General features: G+C 61.7%; 14 protein-coding genes and 2 riboswitches. Of the genes, 5 read left to right on the top strand and 9 right to left on the bottom strand.

The window, feature by feature from the left end; translation table 11 throughout:
* Positions 1 to 296 precede the first annotated feature (296 nt).
* The 3 genes from gcvP to gcvT all read right to left on the bottom strand — a co-directional run bounded on the left by gcvP (position 297) and on the right by gcvT (position 4,927).
* A complete protein-coding gene (gene gcvP, locus ACFIQF_RS09875; RefSeq protein WP_393942388.1) occupies positions 297 to 3,191 on the bottom strand; it encodes an aminomethyl-transferring glycine dehydrogenase in 2,895 nt (964 codons plus the stop codon).
* A 126-nt stretch (positions 3,192 to 3,317) separates the two neighbouring features.
* Positions 3,318 to 3,692, bottom strand: coding sequence for a glycine cleavage system protein GcvH (gene gcvH / locus ACFIQF_RS09870; RefSeq protein ID WP_393942386.1), 375 nt, complete (start codon positions 3,690 to 3,692; stop codon positions 3,318 to 3,320).
* A 104-nt stretch (positions 3,693 to 3,796) separates the two neighbouring features.
* Positions 3,797 to 4,927 carry a glycine cleavage system aminomethyltransferase GcvT gene (gene gcvT / locus ACFIQF_RS09865; protein WP_393942384.1) on the bottom strand — a complete coding sequence of 377 codons (1,131 nt, stop codon included), beginning with the start codon at positions 4,925 to 4,927 and terminating at the stop codon, positions 3,797 to 3,799.
* Between the two features lie 54 nt (positions 4,928 to 4,981).
* Positions 4,982 to 5,093: riboswitch (glycine riboswitch) on the bottom strand.
* 11 nt (positions 5,094 to 5,104) lie between these two features.
* Positions 5,105 to 5,222, bottom strand: a riboswitch (glycine riboswitch).
* Positions 5,223 to 5,434: 212 nt separating this feature from the next.
* Between gcvT and ACFIQF_RS09860 the strand changes: the two genes are divergently transcribed.
* On the top strand, positions 5,435 to 5,767 hold the full coding sequence (locus ACFIQF_RS09860; RefSeq protein WP_393942383.1) for a BrnT family toxin: 333 nt from the start codon (positions 5,435 to 5,437) through the stop codon (positions 5,765 to 5,767).
* Complete coding sequence (locus ACFIQF_RS09855; RefSeq protein ID WP_393942381.1) at positions 5,712 to 6,026, top strand: BrnA antitoxin family protein; 315 nt, start codon at positions 5,712 to 5,714, stop codon at positions 6,024 to 6,026. The genes ACFIQF_RS09860 and ACFIQF_RS09855 overlap by 56 nt, the downstream gene beginning before the upstream one ends.
* Before the next feature lie 148 nt (positions 6,027 to 6,174).
* Here the strand turns inward: ACFIQF_RS09855 and ACFIQF_RS09850 are convergent, their stop codons facing one another.
* The 6 genes from ACFIQF_RS09850 to ACFIQF_RS09825 all read right to left on the bottom strand — a co-directional run bounded on the left by ACFIQF_RS09850 (position 6,175) and on the right by ACFIQF_RS09825 (position 13,836).
* Positions 6,175 to 7,449 carry a TRAP transporter large permease gene (locus ACFIQF_RS09850; protein ID WP_393942379.1) on the bottom strand — a complete coding sequence of 425 codons (1,275 nt, stop codon included), beginning with the start codon at positions 7,447 to 7,449 and terminating at the stop codon, positions 6,175 to 6,177.
* Positions 7,446 to 7,940: a TRAP transporter small permease gene (locus tag ACFIQF_RS09845; RefSeq protein WP_393942377.1), complete on the bottom strand. Its 495-nt coding sequence runs from the start codon at positions 7,938 to 7,940 to the stop codon at positions 7,446 to 7,448. The genes ACFIQF_RS09850 and ACFIQF_RS09845 overlap by 4 nt, the downstream gene beginning before the upstream one ends.
* Positions 7,941 to 8,121: 181 nt before the next feature.
* Entirely contained in the window at positions 8,122 to 9,093 is a 972-nt protein-coding gene (locus ACFIQF_RS09840) for a TRAP transporter substrate-binding protein (RefSeq protein WP_393942631.1), read from the bottom strand.
* Positions 9,094 to 9,369: 276 nt separating this feature from the next.
* Entirely contained in the window at positions 9,370 to 10,629 is a 1,260-nt protein-coding gene (locus tag ACFIQF_RS09835) for a glutamate carboxypeptidase (protein WP_393942375.1), read from the bottom strand.
* A 298-nt stretch (positions 10,630 to 10,927) separates the two neighbouring features.
* Positions 10,928 to 11,788: a hypothetical protein gene (locus ACFIQF_RS09830; RefSeq protein WP_393942373.1), complete on the bottom strand. Its 861-nt coding sequence runs from the start codon at positions 11,786 to 11,788 to the stop codon at positions 10,928 to 10,930.
* A 614-nt stretch (positions 11,789 to 12,402) separates the two neighbouring features.
* Entirely contained in the window at positions 12,403 to 13,836 is a 1,434-nt protein-coding gene (locus tag ACFIQF_RS09825) for an aldehyde dehydrogenase family protein (RefSeq protein WP_393942372.1), read from the bottom strand.
* 267 nt (positions 13,837 to 14,103) lie between these two features.
* Between ACFIQF_RS09825 and ppa the strand changes: the two genes are divergently transcribed.
* The 3 genes from ppa (at position 14,104) to ACFIQF_RS09810 (ending at position 17,005) form a co-directional block, all read left to right on the top strand.
* Positions 14,104 to 14,634 (top strand): inorganic diphosphatase, encoded by a 531-nt coding sequence (gene ppa / locus ACFIQF_RS09820; RefSeq protein ID WP_393942370.1) that lies wholly within the window; start codon positions 14,104 to 14,106, stop codon positions 14,632 to 14,634.
* A gap of 697 nt (positions 14,635 to 15,331) precedes the next feature.
* The gene (locus ACFIQF_RS09815) at positions 15,332 to 16,447 is read left to right on the top strand and encodes an NAD(P)/FAD-dependent oxidoreductase (RefSeq protein ID WP_393942369.1); all 1,116 of its coding nucleotides are present in this window, start codon (positions 15,332 to 15,334) and stop codon (positions 16,445 to 16,447) included.
* 255 nt (positions 16,448 to 16,702) lie between these two features.
* Positions 16,703 to 17,005, top strand: a complete 303-nt coding sequence (locus ACFIQF_RS09810; protein ID WP_431193941.1) for an ElaB/YgaM/YqjD family protein — start codon at positions 16,703 to 16,705, stop codon at positions 17,003 to 17,005.
* Positions 17,006 to 17,071 lie beyond the last annotated feature (66 nt).

The raw sequence follows: 17,071 nt of genomic DNA, 5'->3' as shown, positions 1-17,071 counted from the left end.
GCGCGGAGGGAGGGGTATCCGCGCCCGTCGCGTGGACGTCTGCGCGATGCGCAGAGATGGGAAGTTGCTTTTCTAACTGGCGTTGTGCTGGGTAATGCTTGCGGCAATTGGGTCTGTTACGTACGCGTAGCGGCGAGCGTTTGTTTCCCCTGCAATGAGGTCTGCGCGAAGCGCAGAAGTCCTGAGCAACGGACACAGTCGCTCGCCGCTAAGCGTCCACACTCCCGCGCCCCGCGCAAAACGTGGGGCGAAAAAAAGCGGCCCCGAAGGGCCGCTACCTGGGAGTAAACGGTGGATCAGTCTTCAAACGCGCTGATGGGCACGCAGCTGCAGAACAGGTTGCGGTCGCCGTAGACGTTGTCTACGCGGCCCACGGGGCTCCAGTACTTGGCGCGGCGGAGAGCCGGCACGGGGTAGGCGGCGGTTTCGCGGCTGTAGGCGTGCTGCCAGTCGGCCACCAGCAGGGTTTCGGCCGTGTGCGGGGCGTTTTTGAGCGGGTTGTCTTCTTGCGACTGTTTGCCGGCTTCTACCTCGGCAATTTCGGCGCGGATGGTGATCATTGCGTCAATAAAGCGATCCAGCTCGTACAGACTTTCGCTTTCGGTCGGCTCCACCATCAAGGTGTTGGGCACGGGGAAGGACAGCGTGGGCGCGTGGAAACCGTAATCGATCAGGCGCTTGGCCACGTCTTCGGCCATCACGCCGCAGGTTTCCTTGAAGTGGCGCAGGTCCAGAATGCACTCGTGCGCCACATGGCCGTTTTCGCCCGCGTACAGCGTGGGGAAGTGCTCCTTCAAGCGCGCGCTGATGTAGTTGGCGTTGAGGATGGCGGTTTCGGTGGCCAGCTTCAAACCGGGCTCGCCCATCATGCGGATGTACATCCAGCTGATCGGCAGCACAGCCGCATTGCCCAGCGGCGCAGCGCTGACGGCACCGACCTTGCGCACATCACCACCGGTGGCGTGGCCGGGCAGGAAAGGCACCAGGTCTTCCACCACGCAGACGGGGCCGACGCCGGGGCCGCCACCACCGTGCGGGATGCAGAAGGTTTTGTGCAGGTTCAGGTGGCTGACGTCGCCGCCAAACTCACCGGGCGCTGCCAGGCCCACTTGGGCGTTCATGTTGGCGCCGTCCACATAGACGCGGCCGCCGTGGCTGTGCACCAGAGCGCACAGCTCTTTCACCTGGGTTTCGAACACGCCGTGCGTGCTGGGGTAGGTGATCATGATGCAGGCCAAGTTGGCGCTGTGCTTCTCGCAGGCCAGCTTCAGGTCGTCCATGTCCACGTTGCCGTTGTCGTCGCACTTGGTCACCACCACTTGCAGGCCAGCCATTTGGGCCGATGCGGGGTTGGTGCCGTGGGCGCTGCTCGGGATCAGGCAGATGTTGCGGTGCGCCTGGCCCTTGGATTCGTGGAAGGCTTTGATCGCCAGCAGGCCCGCGTATTCACCTTGCGAGCCCGCATTGGGCTGCAGGCTGATGCCGGCGTAACCGGTGGCCTGGCACAGCCATTGGCGCAGTTGCGCATCCAGCTCGGCGTAGCCTTGCAGCTGGTTGGCGGGCGCGAAGGGGTGCATGCCAGCAAACTCGGGCCAGGTGATGGGGATCATCTCGCTGGTGGCGTTGAGCTTCATGGTGCACGAGCCCAGCGGGATCATGCTGCGGTCCAGCGCCAGGTCTTTGTCCGAGAGGCTGCGGATGTAGCGCAGCATGGCGGTTTCGGAGTGGTGGCTGTTGAAGACCGGGTGCGTCAGGTAGGCGCTCGTGCGTTGCAGGTCTTCGGGGATCAGCGAGGCTGCGCCTTCGTCCATGGCCGCAATTGTGGGTAGCTTGGCGCCGTCTTTGGCGAACACGCTCCACAGCAGTTCCACATCAGCGCGGGTCGTGGTTTCGTCCAGGCTGATGCAGACGTATTCACCCCAGGCTTTGCGCAGGTTGGCGCCCTTGGCCAGTGCGCGGGCCACGATGGCATCCGTCTCGCCCTTAGTGTGCAGGCTCAGCGTGTCGAAAGCGCTGTCATGGTGGCGGGCGCTGTAGCCCAGCGCAGCCAGGCCGCGGCTCAGAATGGCGGTAAAGCGTGCCACGCGCTGGGCAATGCGCTTCAAGCCTTGCGGGCCGTGGTAGACCGCGTACATGCTGGCGATAACAGCCGGCAGCACCTGTGCGGTACAGATGTTGGAGGTGGCCTTTTCGCGGCGAATATGTTGCTCGCGGGTTTGCAGCGCCAGGCGGTAAGCGGGCTTGCCGTGCACATCCACGCTCACGCCCACCAGGCGGCCGGGCAGCGAGCGCTTGTACTCGTCGCGGCAGGCCATGAAGGCGGCGTGCGGGCCGCCAGCGCCCATGGGCATGCCAAAGCGCTGGCTGTTGCCCACCACAATGTCGGCGCCCCATTCGCCGGGCGGCGTCAGCAGGGTCAGGGCCAGCAGATCGGTGGCGACGATGGCGGCAGCCTGCTTGGCGTGGATGGCATCCACGTCGGCTTTCCAGTCCACAATCCAGCCGCTCGATGCGGGGTACTGGATGACGGCGGCAAACAGGTCGCCCGCCAACGCGGCTTCCCATTCTTCTTTGCTGTTGGCCACGACCACTTCAATGCCGATGGGCGTTGCGCGGGTTTGGATGACTTCGATGGTTTGCGGGTGCACGTCTCCCGCCAGCACGATGCGGTTGCTCTTGGACTTGACCGAGCGCTTGGCCAGCGTCATGGCTTCGGCGGCGGCGGTGGCTTCGTCCAGCATCGAGGCGTTGGCGATCGGCATGCCGGTGAGGTCGGTCACCATGGTCTGGAAGTTGACCAGCGCCTCCATGCGGCCTTGCGAGATTTCGGCCTGGTAAGGCGTGTAAGCCGTGTACCAGGCGGGGTTCTCCAAGATATTGCGCAGAATCACGCCAGGCGTGAAGGTGTCGTAGTAGCCTTGGCCGATAAAGCTTTTCAGCACCTGGTTCTTGCTGGCAATGGCCTTCAGCTCAGCCAAAGCTGCGGCTTCCGTTACCGGGGCAGGCAAGTCCATGGGTTTGGCGCGGGCGATGGAGGCGGGCACCACGTCGCGGATCAGTGCGTCGAGCGTGGGCTTGCCAATGACGGCCAGCATTTTTTGCTGGTCATCCGTATCAGGGCCAATGTGGCGGGGGATGAATTCGCGGCTGTTTTCCAGCGCGGCGAGCGGCTCTTTGGTGGGCATCAGCATGGTCCGAGGAGGGGTTTTTGAGTGCTTGAAAGTGCCGCTGGCGCTGGGTAATGGGTTGCAGCGTGAGCAGCGATAAAGGGGCGTATGCCTGGTGCCAGCCGGGGCTGACACCAAGGCTGCAGCGGCTTAGCTGTTGGCAGCGAAGTCGTTGTAAGCGGTTTCGTCAAGCAGGTCGTCAACCTGGCCAGCATCCGACAGCTTGACCTTGAAGAACCAGCCGGCGTTCAGCGGGTCGCTGTTGGCGAGCGAAGGGTCAGCGCGCAGAGCTTCGTTGACTTCCACGATCTCGCCGCTCACGGGCATGTACACATCGGCCGCGGCCTTGACGGATTCGACCACGCCAGCCACATCGCCCTGGTTGAACGAGGCGCCTACGTCGGGCAGCTCGACGAACACCACATCGCCCAGCGCGTCTTGCGCGTGCACGGTGATGCCGACGACGGCAGCGTTGGCGTCAGCGGCGTTGATCCATTCGTGGTCTTTGGAGAATTTGACAGTCATGTTGGCTCCGGGAGCTAGAGAGTTTTAAAGGGTTGACCGTGGTTACGGTGCGAACATATTAGTGGGATCCGGGGTGCCCGCTGCGCTGGCGGCAGGCGCCACTGTCATCCACGGAAATAGTTGGGGGCTACAAACGGCATAGCCACCACTTCCACCGGCACCGGCTTGCCACGCACCATGGCGTTCAACTGGGTGCCGATTGCTGCGTGCGCTGGCTCTACATAGGCCATCACGATAGGTTTGTCGATGGTGGGGCCGAGCAGGCCGCTGGTGCTCACGCCCACGGTTTTGCCGTCGGGCGTGCAGATTTCCACTTGCTCGCGCACGGGAATGCGCTCTTGCGCAATCAGGCCCACGCGCTTGCGCTGCAGGCTGGCGGGGTTGTCTATTTGGGCCAGTACTTTGTCGGCACCGGGGAAGCCGCCAGCGCGGGCGCCGCCAGTGCGGCGTACTTTCTGGATGGCCCAGTTCAGGCCCGCTTCGGACGGCGTGGTGGTGGTGTCCAGATCGCTGCCGTACAGGCACAGGCCGGCTTCGAGGCGCAGCGAGTTACGGGCGCCCAGGCCAATGGGCTTTACCTCGGGCTGCGCCAGCAGCTGGCGCGCCAGGGCTTCGGCTTGCTCGCCGGCTACTGAGATCTCAAAACCGTCTTCGCCGGTGTAGCCGCTGCGGGTGATGAAGCAGGGGATGCCGGCCACGTCGAAATTGCCGCCGGTCATGAACACCAGCTTTTCCACGCCGGGCGCCAGGCGGGCCAGTGCATCGACCGCTTTGGGGCCTTGCAGCGCGAGCAGGCCGTGATTGGGCATGGTTTGCACCTTGCAGCGGTGGCCGATCAGGGCGCGGATATGAGCGATATCGGCCACCTTGCAGGCGCCATTGACGATGACGAACAGCTCATCGGCCGAGACGCGGAAAAACATCAAGTCATCAAGAATGCCGCCTTCGTTGTTGAGCAGCAAGCCGTAGCGCTGCTTGCCCACGGCCAGGTCCACCACATCAACGGGCATCAGGGTCTCAAAGGCGGCGGCTGCATCCGGGCCTACCAGGCGCAACTGGCCCATGTGCGAAACGTCAAACAAGCCGGCGGCTGCGCGCGTGTGCTTGTGTTCGGCGATCAGGCCTTCGGGGTATTGCACCGGCATGGAATAACCGGCAAACGGCACCATGCGAGCACCAAGTTCCAGGTGCAGGGCGTTGAGGGGCGTGGTCAGCAGAGCGGCAGAAGCGGGCATCAAAAAACTCCAGGGCAAATAACAATGCCATGCAGCCGTTGCCAGCCGCACGCTGTTTGCCCTGCTGTCCGCTTTACCTGAGAGATTCACCCGCAGCGCTCAGGCCTGGGGGTTTGCTCCTTCGGTGGATGGTGTCGTGGCACCACCTCTCTCCAGCTGGGGAACGCTGAAACCAGTCAGCGTGTGCCAGTCCTTTTGCCTGAGCGTTCGGTAGCAGCTTGGGTGCTAGCCTGCGCCTTCGGCGGTCGCGCTGCACAGTACAAAACTGGCGGCGACTCTCTCCTGACTGGCGGCATTTTAGCGGCAAGACTGCCACGAAACAGCAATATTGGGGCAAAAAATATGGGCTTGCTGTGGTGGGCTGTCTCTGGGGAATTTTCAGGGCTTGCCTACCCTGCTGCCTGATCGCTCCCTGAGCGCGAAATATTGAACAGGAGAGCGCCGGTCTCGGTATTCGATTGGACATAGCGCAAGAATGTACATACAATTTTGTATTAACGTCGTCCCATGACTCCAATTTTCGAGTGGGACCCAGACAAGGCAGCGCTTAACATAAAAAAGCACCAACTGAGCTTTGAGATTGCTGCACGTGTGTTCTCAGATCGGTTTGCGCTCGTGGTGCAACACCGAATCGAGAATGGCGAGTTGCGCTGGCAAACCCTGGGAATGGTAGAGGGGTACGTACTGTTGCTCGTAGCCCATACCGTCCGCAGCAACGAGGATGGCAGCGAAACCATACGCATCATCTCGGCGCGTCGGGCCGACAAAAGTGAAAGGAGGATGTATGAGCAAAACTATTCGCAAATCATTGGATCTGGACCAGCTGCCTTCTTTGACTGAGGCGCAAAAGCAAGAGCTGCGTGAGCTGATTGCCGCTGGCGAGCGCGATATTGACTACAGCGATATCCCCCAAACCGACGCCCGTTTTTGGGCGCAGGCGCAGCCCAATCCCTTCTTCAAGCCAACCAAGGAGCCGACCACGATTCGAGTGGATTCCGACGTGCTTGCCTGGCTCCGAGCCAAAGGCAAGGGCTACCAGACGCGCATGAACCAGATTCTGCGCGAAGCCATGCTCAAAGAGTTGCGCGAAGAGCGCTAGCGCCGCTCGTCGTCCCATCCAGCGTTAGCGTGGATGGCCTGCAAAGCAGAAACTCTCAGGCATCGTTCATGAAAAACGCCCGGCTGTTGCCGGGCGTTGCTATGGGCGGGTGCATTGCGTACACCCATGTTGCTGGTTGCAGTACGCCTTAGCGGTACACCAAATCCCGCAGTCCCAGGGACACGCCGGGCACATAGGTGATCACCATCAGGCACAGCAAGATCACACCCACAAACGGCAGCAGGTACTTGATGATCTGGTCCAGCGAAATCTTGGCCACCGTGCACGCCGCGAACAGGTTCACACCGAAGGGCGGGGTGATCATGCCCAGCGCCAGGTTCACCACCATGATCAGGCCAAAGTGCACCGGGTCAATGCCAAAGTGCGCGGCCACCGGTGCCAGGATCGGGGCCAGCACGATGATGGCCGCACTGGTTTCGATGAACATGCCGATCACGAACAACGCAGCGTTTACGCCCAGCAGGAACATGGCCGGGCTTTGCAGCACCGCTTCGAGCCAGTGGCCAATGGCCTCGGGCACGCCGGCGCGGGTGATCAAGAAGGCAAACAGGCCGGCGTTGGCGATGATGAACATGATGATGGCTGACGACATGGCCGATTTGCGCAAGATCGCGTACAGGTCTTTCACCTTGATCTCGCGGTAGATCAGCATGCCGACGATCAGCGCGTAAAACACCGCCACGGCCGAAGCTTCGGTGGGCGTGAACACGCCGCCGTAAATGCCGCCCAGAATGATCACCGGCATCAGCAGCGCCCAGCCCGCTTGCAGCAGGGCTTTGCCAAAGCCCAGGCGGCCTTCGCCGTCGTTCTTGCCCCAGCCTTTGTACTTGCAATAGGCCCAGACAAACACCATCAGCGCGGCGCTGATGAGCAGGCCAGGGCCAAATCCGGCGATGAACAGCTCGCCAATCGAGACTTCGGCGCTCACGCCGTACAGAATCATCGGGATCGATGGCGGAATGATCACGCCCAGCTCAGCGCTGGTGGCTTGCAGCGCAGCGGCGTAGCTGCGCGGGTAGCCGTGCTTGATGAGCGCCGGAATCAGGATGGCGCCAATGGCAAACGTGGTGGCCACCGACGAACCCGAGACGGCCGCAAAGATCATGCAGGTAAGCACGCAAGTCATCGGCAGGCCGCCTTGCACGCCGCCCACAATGCTCTTGGCAAACTCCACCAAGCGGCGCGAGATGCCACCGGTCTCCATCAGGTTGCCGGCCAGGATGAAGAACGGAATCGCGGCCAGCGGAAACTTGTTGATCGAGGCAAACATCTCCTTGACCGAGATGAGCATATTGGCGTTGCTCGCCTGGATGCCAAAGATGGCGGCCAGGCCAATGGAGACGGCAACAGAGACAGTGAGCGCAAAGCACAGCACCATCGTGGAAAGCATCACGGTGGTCATTGCGCGTTCTCCAGTTCAGTATTCTTGGGATCCAGCAGGTTGCCGATGGCACCTATCACGGCAAACGCCGCGCCCACGGGCACGGCCAGGTAGGCCCAGAACATGGACAGCGACTCCAGCCCGGCCATGGTCTGCACGCCGCCGCGTTGGGCGTAATCCCAGCCCCACCAGATCAGCACGGCCAGCAGCACCAGCGTGGCGATGCAGACCATCCAGTCGAGCAAGCGGTTAAAGCCGCGCGGCGTCCAGCGGCGCAGCACATCCACGCTGACCATTGCGCCTTGGCGAAACGCCATGGGAATGGCCAAAAACACCATCCAGATCAGGCTGAAGCGGATCAGCACCTCGGTCCACTCGGCCGGCTGCTCCAGCACAAAACGGGTAATGATCTGGAACATGCCCAGGGTGGAGGCGACCGCCAGCATCAGGCAGGCGATGGCCATGGCCAGCCCCGAGGTCCAGCGCTCGAAAGCGAGAAATGCATTTTTCATGGTGAGCGAGCGCGGCCACCGGCCTGCAGCGCAGCGGCTGCGCTCTCCTCCAGTTCTTCACAAAAAACAGCCGTTTGCGCTGCCGGGCAGCGGGCAAACAGCTAGGGAATCAAATCATCAAAGAAAGGCTCCGCCGGAGCGGGCGCTCAAGCTGCCAGCGCAGGCCTGAGCGCCGGATGGCTTACTTGAAGTTGCGGATGCGGTCGAGATTGGCCTTGCCGAACTGCTTCTCAAAGTCTTCGTTGGTCTTGGCCAGCGTGGCAACGAACTTGGCCTTGTCGACGTTCTCCACCACTTGCATGCCCTTGCTGCGCAGCTCGGCCACGCCGTTGGTGTCGTCCAGGTCAACGCGGGCGCGGTTGGCCTTGACGGCTTCTGCCGCTGCCTCGGCAAAGGCCTTCTTGTCGTCGGCGCTCAGCTTGTCATAGCTGGCCTTGTTCATCACCAGAATGCAAGGCGAATACACGTGGCCGGTCAGCGACAAATGCTTTTGCACCTGGTCGAACTTGGCCGAGGTAATGACCGGCAGCGGGTTCTCCTGGCCGTCCACCGTGCCTTGCTGCAGCGCGGTGAACACTTCGGGGAAGGCCATGGGCGTGGTGATGATGCCCAGCGCCTTGTAAGCCTGGATGTGCACCGGGTTCTCCATGGTGCGCATCTTCAGGCCCTTGGTATCGTCCGGGCTGTTGATGGCGCGCTTGGAGTTGGTCATGTGGCGGAAGCCGTTCTCGGCCCAGGCCAGCGCCTTGAAACCCTTGCTGTCGAACTTGCCCAGCAGCTCTTGGCCGATAGGGCCGTCGAGCACGGCGCGCGCATGCGCCTTGTCGCGGAAGAGGAAGGGCACGTCCAAGATCTTGGTCTCGGGCACAAAGTTGGGCACCGGGCCGCTGGAGCTGAAAGCCAGCTCTTGCGTGCCCAGCTGCACCGCCTCGATCGACTCGCGCTCGCCGCCCAGCGCGCCGTTGTAGAAGGTCTGGACCTTGTAGCGGCCGGCGGTGCGCTTTTCCACCTCTTTGGCAAAGGTATCAATGGCCACGCCCTGGTGCGAATTTTGCGCCACCGAGATGCTGATCCGCATGGTCGTCTGCGCGCTGGCCACGCCACCAGCCATCAGCCCCAAAGCCAAGCCCACGCCCCACGCCAATGTCTTCATCTTCATTTTTTGTCTCCTCGGCCTCGCCGAATGGTTGTCAGGTGGTCTGCGGCAAGCCGCACGAGCTATGCATTGTGGGCAATATGTATTCGTTTCGTATTGGGGTTTTTCTGCTGTTGTGCGGCTTGGGGTGCTGTGCCAGCCGGTCGGCGCGCTAAGTGTTTGATAGCACAGGGCTTGTGGGTGGGACGGGGCTGTCTCAGGGTGGACAGTGGGTGGTATGAAAAAGCGCCAGGCTGTGCTGGCGCTTTCGGGTTTGGGCAAATTGGAAAGTATTTACAAACCTTGCCCCAGCTCCGAAATCAGCTGGGCCGAGAGGTACAGGCGGCGCGGGATCGGGTCGATCAGCACGTACTCGGCCAAGTTGGAGTGGTAGTTGGCGCCGGGCAGGCCCATGCCGTCTACCACCGGTTTGCCAGACAGGCCGGCATAAGCGGCATCAGAGCCGGCGCCGTAACGCTGGTAGTCGATGGTGGATTTGCCGCCCACATCGCTGTAGATGGCAATGGCTTTGTCGATCACCTTCTTGCCTTCATCGGTGGCATTGAAGGCTGGGCGGCCGCGGGTCAGGTTGATCTCAATCTTGGCATCAGGCAGGCGCTTCTTGGTGGCAGCGGTGTCCAGCATGCTCTTCATCAGCTCCAGGTCTTCGTTCTTGCCGTAGCGCACGTCCGCGTTGATAACGGCTTTGTCCGGAATGACGTTGGTGACCGTGCCGCCGGCCGTCATCGTCGTCCAGTTGAAGCCGCGCTCTTTGGATTTGTCCTGAATATCTTGCGTGCGCAACACCAGATCAGCCGCCTCGGTGAGGGCGTTCACACCCAGTTCCGGCGCAGCACCGGCATGCGAAGCCTTGCCATGCACAATGGCTTGCACATAAGCAATCCCCGAGCTGGCGGTGCCAAAGCTTTCGCTCTCGCCCGAGGGCTCGTACGACAGCACATAGTCGTGCTGCGCCGAGAGCTTCTGGATCAGGTCGCGCGAGCCGAACGAGCCTTTTTCCTCGTCGGTATTGAACAGCACGGTGATGGTCTTGAACTGGCTGAAGTTTTGCGCCTTGAGCAGGCCCAGACTGTGCAGGATGACGGCAATGCCGCCCTTGCAATCGGCAATGCCGGCGCCGTAGGCCTTATTGCCATCTACCTTGAAAGGCGCGGTTGCCAAAATGCCGCGGGCATACACCGTGTCCATATGCGCCATCAGCAAAATGCTCTTGCTGCCGCTGCCTTGGAAGCTGCCCACAATGTTGTCGCCCACCACGCCGGCCTCGGCCTTGTAGCGCACCACATTCGCGCCCAGCGCTTGCAGGCGTTGCTCCAGGTAGTTGCCCATTTCGGGAATGCCGACGCTGTCGTTGGTGCCGGTTTCGATATTCACCAGCTCTTGCAGCGTTTTGAGCACGGCCGATGTCTCGGCTTTGGACGCCTGGTCCAGCGTGGCGTTGTAGCGCAGCGAGGCGGCGTTGCCGTCCGAACAGCCGGAAACGGAGAAGGACAGCGCCGCTGCAGCAGCCAAAGCAAGCAAGGTTTTTTTCATGGGGTAAGCGTTATGCGTTGTAGGTGAAAACGCGCTGATTGTTACGGCGATGTAAACCAGCGGTTGGCAATGCATGTCGCTGCAGAGACTGGGGCCGGGATAAGCGCCCGGTGGCGCTGGTGGTGGATGTGTGGCTGTGAGCGTCTGTACCCTTGCTCAGGACGCCTGCGCTTCGCGCAGATGTCGGGGCGAGACCCGGCCAGCTGCCGCAAGCAGATCAGCACAACGCCAGTTGAAAAACCACCTTCCCGGCATCTGCGCGAAGCGCAGAACTGCCCGTCAGGGAGACAAGCGTTCGCTATTTCCGCGAAGTCTTCCACTCCAATTGCTTGGACACCAGATTGGCGTTCTTGAAGCCGCCCATGATGATCGCTCGCGGCTCAATGATGCCTATGCCCACCAATTTGTTGTTGCGGCTCTCCTTCTGGTCGCATGCTTGCGGCGTGGGCAAAATCTTGAGCGGGCTGACCACCTCAAACACCATGGATTTTTTGACCATGCCAATGGTGCCGGCGGCTTGGGAGAGGGCGCGGGCTTCTGCCTCGCTGGCATTCACAAACAAGTTGTTCTGATAACCGGTTTGCATCTTGTAGCAGACCATATAGTTATGGTCGATCATCGCGTTGTACTCGGCCACGGCCACGCACAGTGCCTGGGGCAGACAATTGGGGTCGCGGTTATAGGTGCGGTAATGAACGTTGGCAACGCTGATTTTGTTGATATTCGCGTCCCACTCGGTAAAGTCGTCTAGGTGCACGCGTAAAAACTTGGCTTTGGCAGCAGCGGTGTTGCCGTACTCAACCACCTGCTTGGCCAATTGGGTGCTGCAATCTTTGCGGGCAAAGGTTTCCATCACCTGGTTGCACTTTTCTTTGGCCTGCAAAATGGCATTTTTGGGTTTGGAGCGGTACACCCCGGCCGGGTTGCTGTACAGGCCCAGTTGCTCGCGGTTCACCAGGCCGGCAATGGCGTCGGGGTACTTGTCATAACCGCCCAGCGCAAACGCGACGGAAATGGCAAACACATCGTCCAGCAGATAAATGCCATCGGACTCCAGCTTGTCGTTATCGATGGGCCCCAAGTTAATCGTCGGCTCGGCCGCCATGGAGGACAGGGCAATAGCTGCCAGGGCAGCGCTGAGAACTCGCTTTTTTATCATCTTGTTATGGTTTCTGCTGGTGATTGTGCTGCCCAGTTTAACGTTCACTCGGGCCATGGGGATGACGGAAAATACCCAATGAAAACCCTTATCTCCTGGGCCTGCATACTGCGCTCGGCCACTGCATGAGCCGCTGCAAAATGATTTGCCAGGCCTGGCTAAAACCCTGGGCTGGGCATATTCAACGGGTTTGTGCTGGCAGTTGTCGCACCAAAAACAAACCACCCGCAGGTGGTTTGCAGGCAGGGTGGGGTGGTGGCTCAGGCGGCCAGCGAGTGCAGCCACACCGGCGCACATGCTCAGGGTTTGGGTCAGCAACACTGCCCAATACCTGGCCGCTCTACAGCCATCAGCCGCGCCAACTCGCTATTTTTGCCGCATTGGCAGCCCTGGGCAGCGCTTTTGCCAACCGCCAAATCAACAGTGCAAACCCATTGCATGTGCAGTGCAGGCGACACGCCAGTAGTGAGAATGCAAAACTGCGCAGGGCGAACCGTGCGCAGTGGCAGTGTTTTTAGCGAGCAACTCGGGTTGAGAGGGCGGCTGACGGTGCGAGGCTTTCCACGCCCAGCGCGCTTACCCAGCCAAGGCGCACCGAATGCGCCTGGCCAAGCTTAGCCGTGGCGAATGGCTACCGTCTTCAACACGGTAAAGCCGTACAGCGCTTCAAAGCCTTTCTCGCGGCCGTGGCCGCTGGCTTTGACGCCGCCAAAGGGCAGTTCCACGCCGCCAGCAGCGCCGTAATTGTTGATGAAGACCTGCCCGCTACGCAGGCGCTTGGCCACGCGGAACTGGCGGCCGCCGTCGCGCGTCCACACACCGGCTACCAGGCCGAACTCGGTGGCGTTGGCCATTTCGATGGCTTGCTCCTCGCTGTCGAAAGCCATGGAGCTGAGCACCGGGCCGAACACTTCTTCTTGTGCCAGGCGGTGGTTGACGGGCACGTCGCGCAGCAGCGTGGGCGCCTGGTAGAAGCCGCCTTCGGGGGCGTCGTCCACGATCTGGCCCTGGGCGACGATGGAGATGCCGTCGTTGTGCGCATCGCTCAGAAAATCCCATACCCGTTGCTGTTGCGATTGGCGGATCAGCGGGCCCAGATCCAAGTCCATCGTGGCCGGGCCAACACGCAGCGCCTCAAAGGCCGAGGCCAGGCGGGCCAACAGGGTTTCGTAGATGGAGCGCTCCACCAGCAGGCGCGAGCCGGCCGAGCAGGTTTGGCCCGAGTTTTGGATGATGGCGTTGACGATGACGGGGATGGCCGCATCCAAGTCCGCATCGGCAAACACGATTTGCGGGCTTTTGCCACCCAGCTCCATGGTGCAGGGGCAGTGGCGCTCGGCGGCGGCTTGCTCAATCAGGGTGCCCACGCGCGGGCTGCCGGTAAAGCTGATGTGGTCCACACCCGGGTTGCGGGCCAGGGCGTCGCCCACTTCGTGGCCAAAACCGGTGACGATGTTGATGGCGCCTGCGGGGAAGCCCACGTCTGCCGCCAGTTGCGCCACGCGGATGAGGCTCAGGCAGGCGTCTTCCGAAGGCTTGACCACGCAGGTGTTGCCCGCTGCCAGCGCGCCGCCCACGCAGCGGCCGAAGATCTGCATGGGGTAGTTCCAGGGCACGATGTGGCCGGTGACGCCATGCGGCTCGCGCCAGGTCAGCACGCTGAATTCTTGCGGGTAGGGGATGGTTTCGCCATGCAGCTTGTCGCAGGCACCGGCGTAGAACTCGAAGTAGCGCGCCAGGGCGACCGCATCGGCCTTGGCTTGCTTGGTGGGTTTGCCGCAGTCGCGCTGTTCAATGGCGGCCAGCTCGTCGGCGTGCTCCAGCACTTTGGCCGAGAGCTTGTTGAGCAGGCGGCTGCGCTCGACCGGCGCCAGTTTGCCCCATACGTTTTGGTAGCACAGGCGGGCGGCTTGCACGGCGTGGTCAATGTCTTCGGCATTGCCGCGCTGGATTTCGTCGTACTGCTGGCCGTCCGACGGGTCGACCACCGGAATGGTTTTGCCCGAGAGCGAGGGCACGGAGGCGTTGGCGATGTAGTGCAGTTGCATGGTGGCAGGCTTTCGAATGGCAAAAAAAGGCAGCGGCACAGGGGCCGCACAACGTCCGCCACCTTAGCGCAGGAAAGTGCCTGCGCCTACCGGCAAATGCCCGCGCCTGTCACGGGTTTGACCGGGCTGGCGGCGTTGCTGCTTGGGTTTTTTCAGCCAGCCGTCAGCCAAAGCGCCTAAAATCAGCCGGTTTTGCACGCCTGCGCCGCTTGGCTGGCCGCACGGTGCGCACCCGAACAACCTCCTCTTTGACCCATAAGGAAACGCATGTCCTTCGAAAAACTGACCCCCGGTGCCAAGGCGCCTGAAGTCTTCAACGTCGTGATCGAAATCTCGGCCAACTCCGCTCCTGTGAAGTACGAAGTGGACAAGGAAACCGGCTGCGTGTTCGTGGACCGTTTCATGGGCACCGCCATGCACTACCCCGTGAACTACGGCTATGTGCCCCAAACCCTGGCTGGCGACGGTGATCCGGTGGACGTGCTGGTGATGACCCCCTTCCCACTGCCTACCGGCGTGGTGGTGCCTTGCCGCGCTATCGGCATTCTGCACATGGAAGACGAGGGCGGCGTGGACGGCAAGGTGCTGGCCGTGCCTACGCAAAAGCTGCTGCCTTCTTACGACAAGATCAACACGCTGGGCGATATCCACGACCTGGTGCTGCAGCAGATTTCGCACTTCTTTGAACACTACAAGGACCTGGAAAAGGGCAAGTGGGTCAAGGTGCTGGGCTGGAAGGGCCTGGACGAAGCCCACAAGGAAATCGTGGACGGTATTGCCGCCTACAACAAGAAGTAAATCTTCTGTTGGTTGTGAGGCTGCGGCCTCATGAAGAAAAAGCCAGCGCTGGTGAAGGTGCTGGCTTTTTTGTTTTGCTTGCAGCGGCTGGCTGGGGCTTGCGGCGGGCGCGTGGCGGCGAGCCACTGTTGGCTCTACAAGGATGTCTGCGCTTCGCGCAGATGCCGGGAGGCTTGTTTTTTTAACTGGCGTTGGCTGGCATTGCATGCAGCTGCTGGCCGGGACTCGCCCCGGCGGGCGACTGACTTTCTTGCTGCACGTCCGGTGTGCCGGCCCAGAAGAAAGTCAGCAAAGAAACGTGCCTGCATCCAGCGTCCCCGACTGCCCCGCGTAGCGGGGCAATCGGGGCAACCTGCGCTCGAAGCAAACCCCGGCGCGCAGACGAACTCTCTCCGCGCCAAGGCGCTCCGTTCAAACAGCGTCTGCGAGTCAGAGCACGAAGTTTGGCTGTCCTGCGGCAGCCAAACCGCCGCCGTTTGCTGCGGCCGCAGGCGCTGGCTGAAAGGGTGGGGGAGGGACAGCCAACAGCCAACAGCCTGCGGGAGCGGCACTGCTTGCTAGTGTTTATGTGGGTTCAACGGGCGAGATAGAGCACCAGCCCACTCGTTCAAAATCCGCCATTCCGCAAAGCAGTTTTTTCTTTTCCGGCCCGGCATTGCCTGTAAGCTTGGGGCGGTTAAAAACTAGGAGCAATGCCGTGGTGGATGCAGTCGATGTGGTGGTGCTGGGTGCGGGCGTGGTGGGCTTGGCGGTGGCGCGGGAGTTGGCGCTGGCTGGGCGGGAGGTGATGGTGCTGGAGGCGCAGGATGCCATTGGCACGGGTACCAGTTCGCGCAACAGCGAGGTCATCCACGCGGGCATTTATTACCCGCAAGGCTCGCTCAAGGCTCAGTTGTGCGTGCAGGGCAAAGAGCTGCTGTACCAATACTGCGCCGAGCGCGGCGTGGCGCACCAGCGCTGCGGCAAGCTGATTGTGGCTACTTCGGATGCGCAGCGGCCCAAGCTCGACGCTATTGCACAGCACGCCGCCGCCAATGGCGTGAACGATCTGGAGCTGCTCACGCGCGAGCAAGCCCGTGAGATGGAACCTGCGCTGGAATGCGTGGCTGCGCTGCATTCGCCGAGCACCGGTATTGTCGACAGCCATGGCCTGATGCTCAGCCTGCAAGGCGATCTGGAAAACGCTGGCGGCATGGTGGTGTTCAACAGCCCGCTGGCCAGCGCTGATTGCAAGGCGCAAGCCAATGGCGAGCAGGGCATTTTGCTCACCACGCAAGACGGCACGCAGCTACTGGCTAAAACCGTGGTCAACGCTGCCGGCATGTGGGCGCCTGATCTGGCGCGCCGGTTTGCCGGGCTGGCGGCCGAGCATGTGCCAACCGCTTACTACGCCAAGGGCAATTACTTCACGCTGAGCGGGCGCGCACCTTTCCAGCATTTGATTTACCCGGTGCCCGAGGCCGCTGGCCTGGGCGTGCATCTGACGCTGGATCTGGGTGGTCAAGCCAAGTTTGGCCCCGATGTGCAGTGGGTCGAGAGCGCGGACGATCTGGTGGTGGACCCGGCGCGTGGCGATGCGTTTTATGCCGAGGTGCGCCGCTACTGGCCGGCTTTGCCCGATGGTGCTTTGGCCGCTGGTTACGCCGGTATTCGCCCTAAGATCAGCGGGCCGAACGAGGCCTCGGCAGACTTCTGCATCCAAGGCCCAGCCGTGCATGGCGTGGCAGGTTTGGTGAACTTGTTCGGCATTGAGTCGCCCGGCCTCACCAGTTGCCTGGCCATTGGCCGCGCCGTGCTGGGCGAGTTGGCTTAAAGCCCGCTGGCTGTGGTGGCGGCTCGCTCTGACAGTCTTTGACAAAGCGGCATCTGCCCCTTTTTGGGCTGCAATTGGGGGCTTTTGCAGACTGTCGGTGTATTCTTACAGGCTTGTGGGTGCAAGGTAGCGCAAGCATGGCTCCGTTCTCCGTTACGATGTTTGCAAGCGCAAGTGCTCGGGAGCCCCGATCGCGCTGACGCGAACTTCACAGTTAACCGCTTTTTAAAAGGGATAAATATGCGCAAGTCGAATATGTTCAGCGATACCGTCGAAAACGCCCAGCAAGACCTGGAGAAGCTGGTGGGCGATCTGCGCAGCGTGCTGTCGAGCAAAGACCTCGACGGCGTGCCAGAGATTCGCGCCCTGCGTGCCCGCCTGGAAGATACCGCTGGCAATGCCCGCGACAGCGCTGTGCGCGCCGCGCAAGATGCAGCCCGCCAAGCCAAAGAGGCCGCGCTGGCCGCAGACCGCTATGCACACGACGAACCCTGGCGCGTGGCAGGTGCTGCGCTGGCCGTGGGCGCGTTGATCGGCTTTATCTTCTCGCGCCGTTGATGCTGAGCCACCGGCCTGGCAACAGGCCGGTTCCCATCCACCAAGAACAGGGCGCAAGCCCTGTTT

This window comes from Comamonas trifloxystrobinivorans, assembly GCF_043359985.1.
Taxonomy (GTDB): Bacteria; Pseudomonadota; Gammaproteobacteria; order Burkholderiales; family Burkholderiaceae_C; genus Comamonas; species Comamonas trifloxystrobinivorans.
The sequence above is the reverse complement of the archived record's forward strand: the minus strand, read 5'-3'. Positions and strand labels throughout refer to the sequence as shown.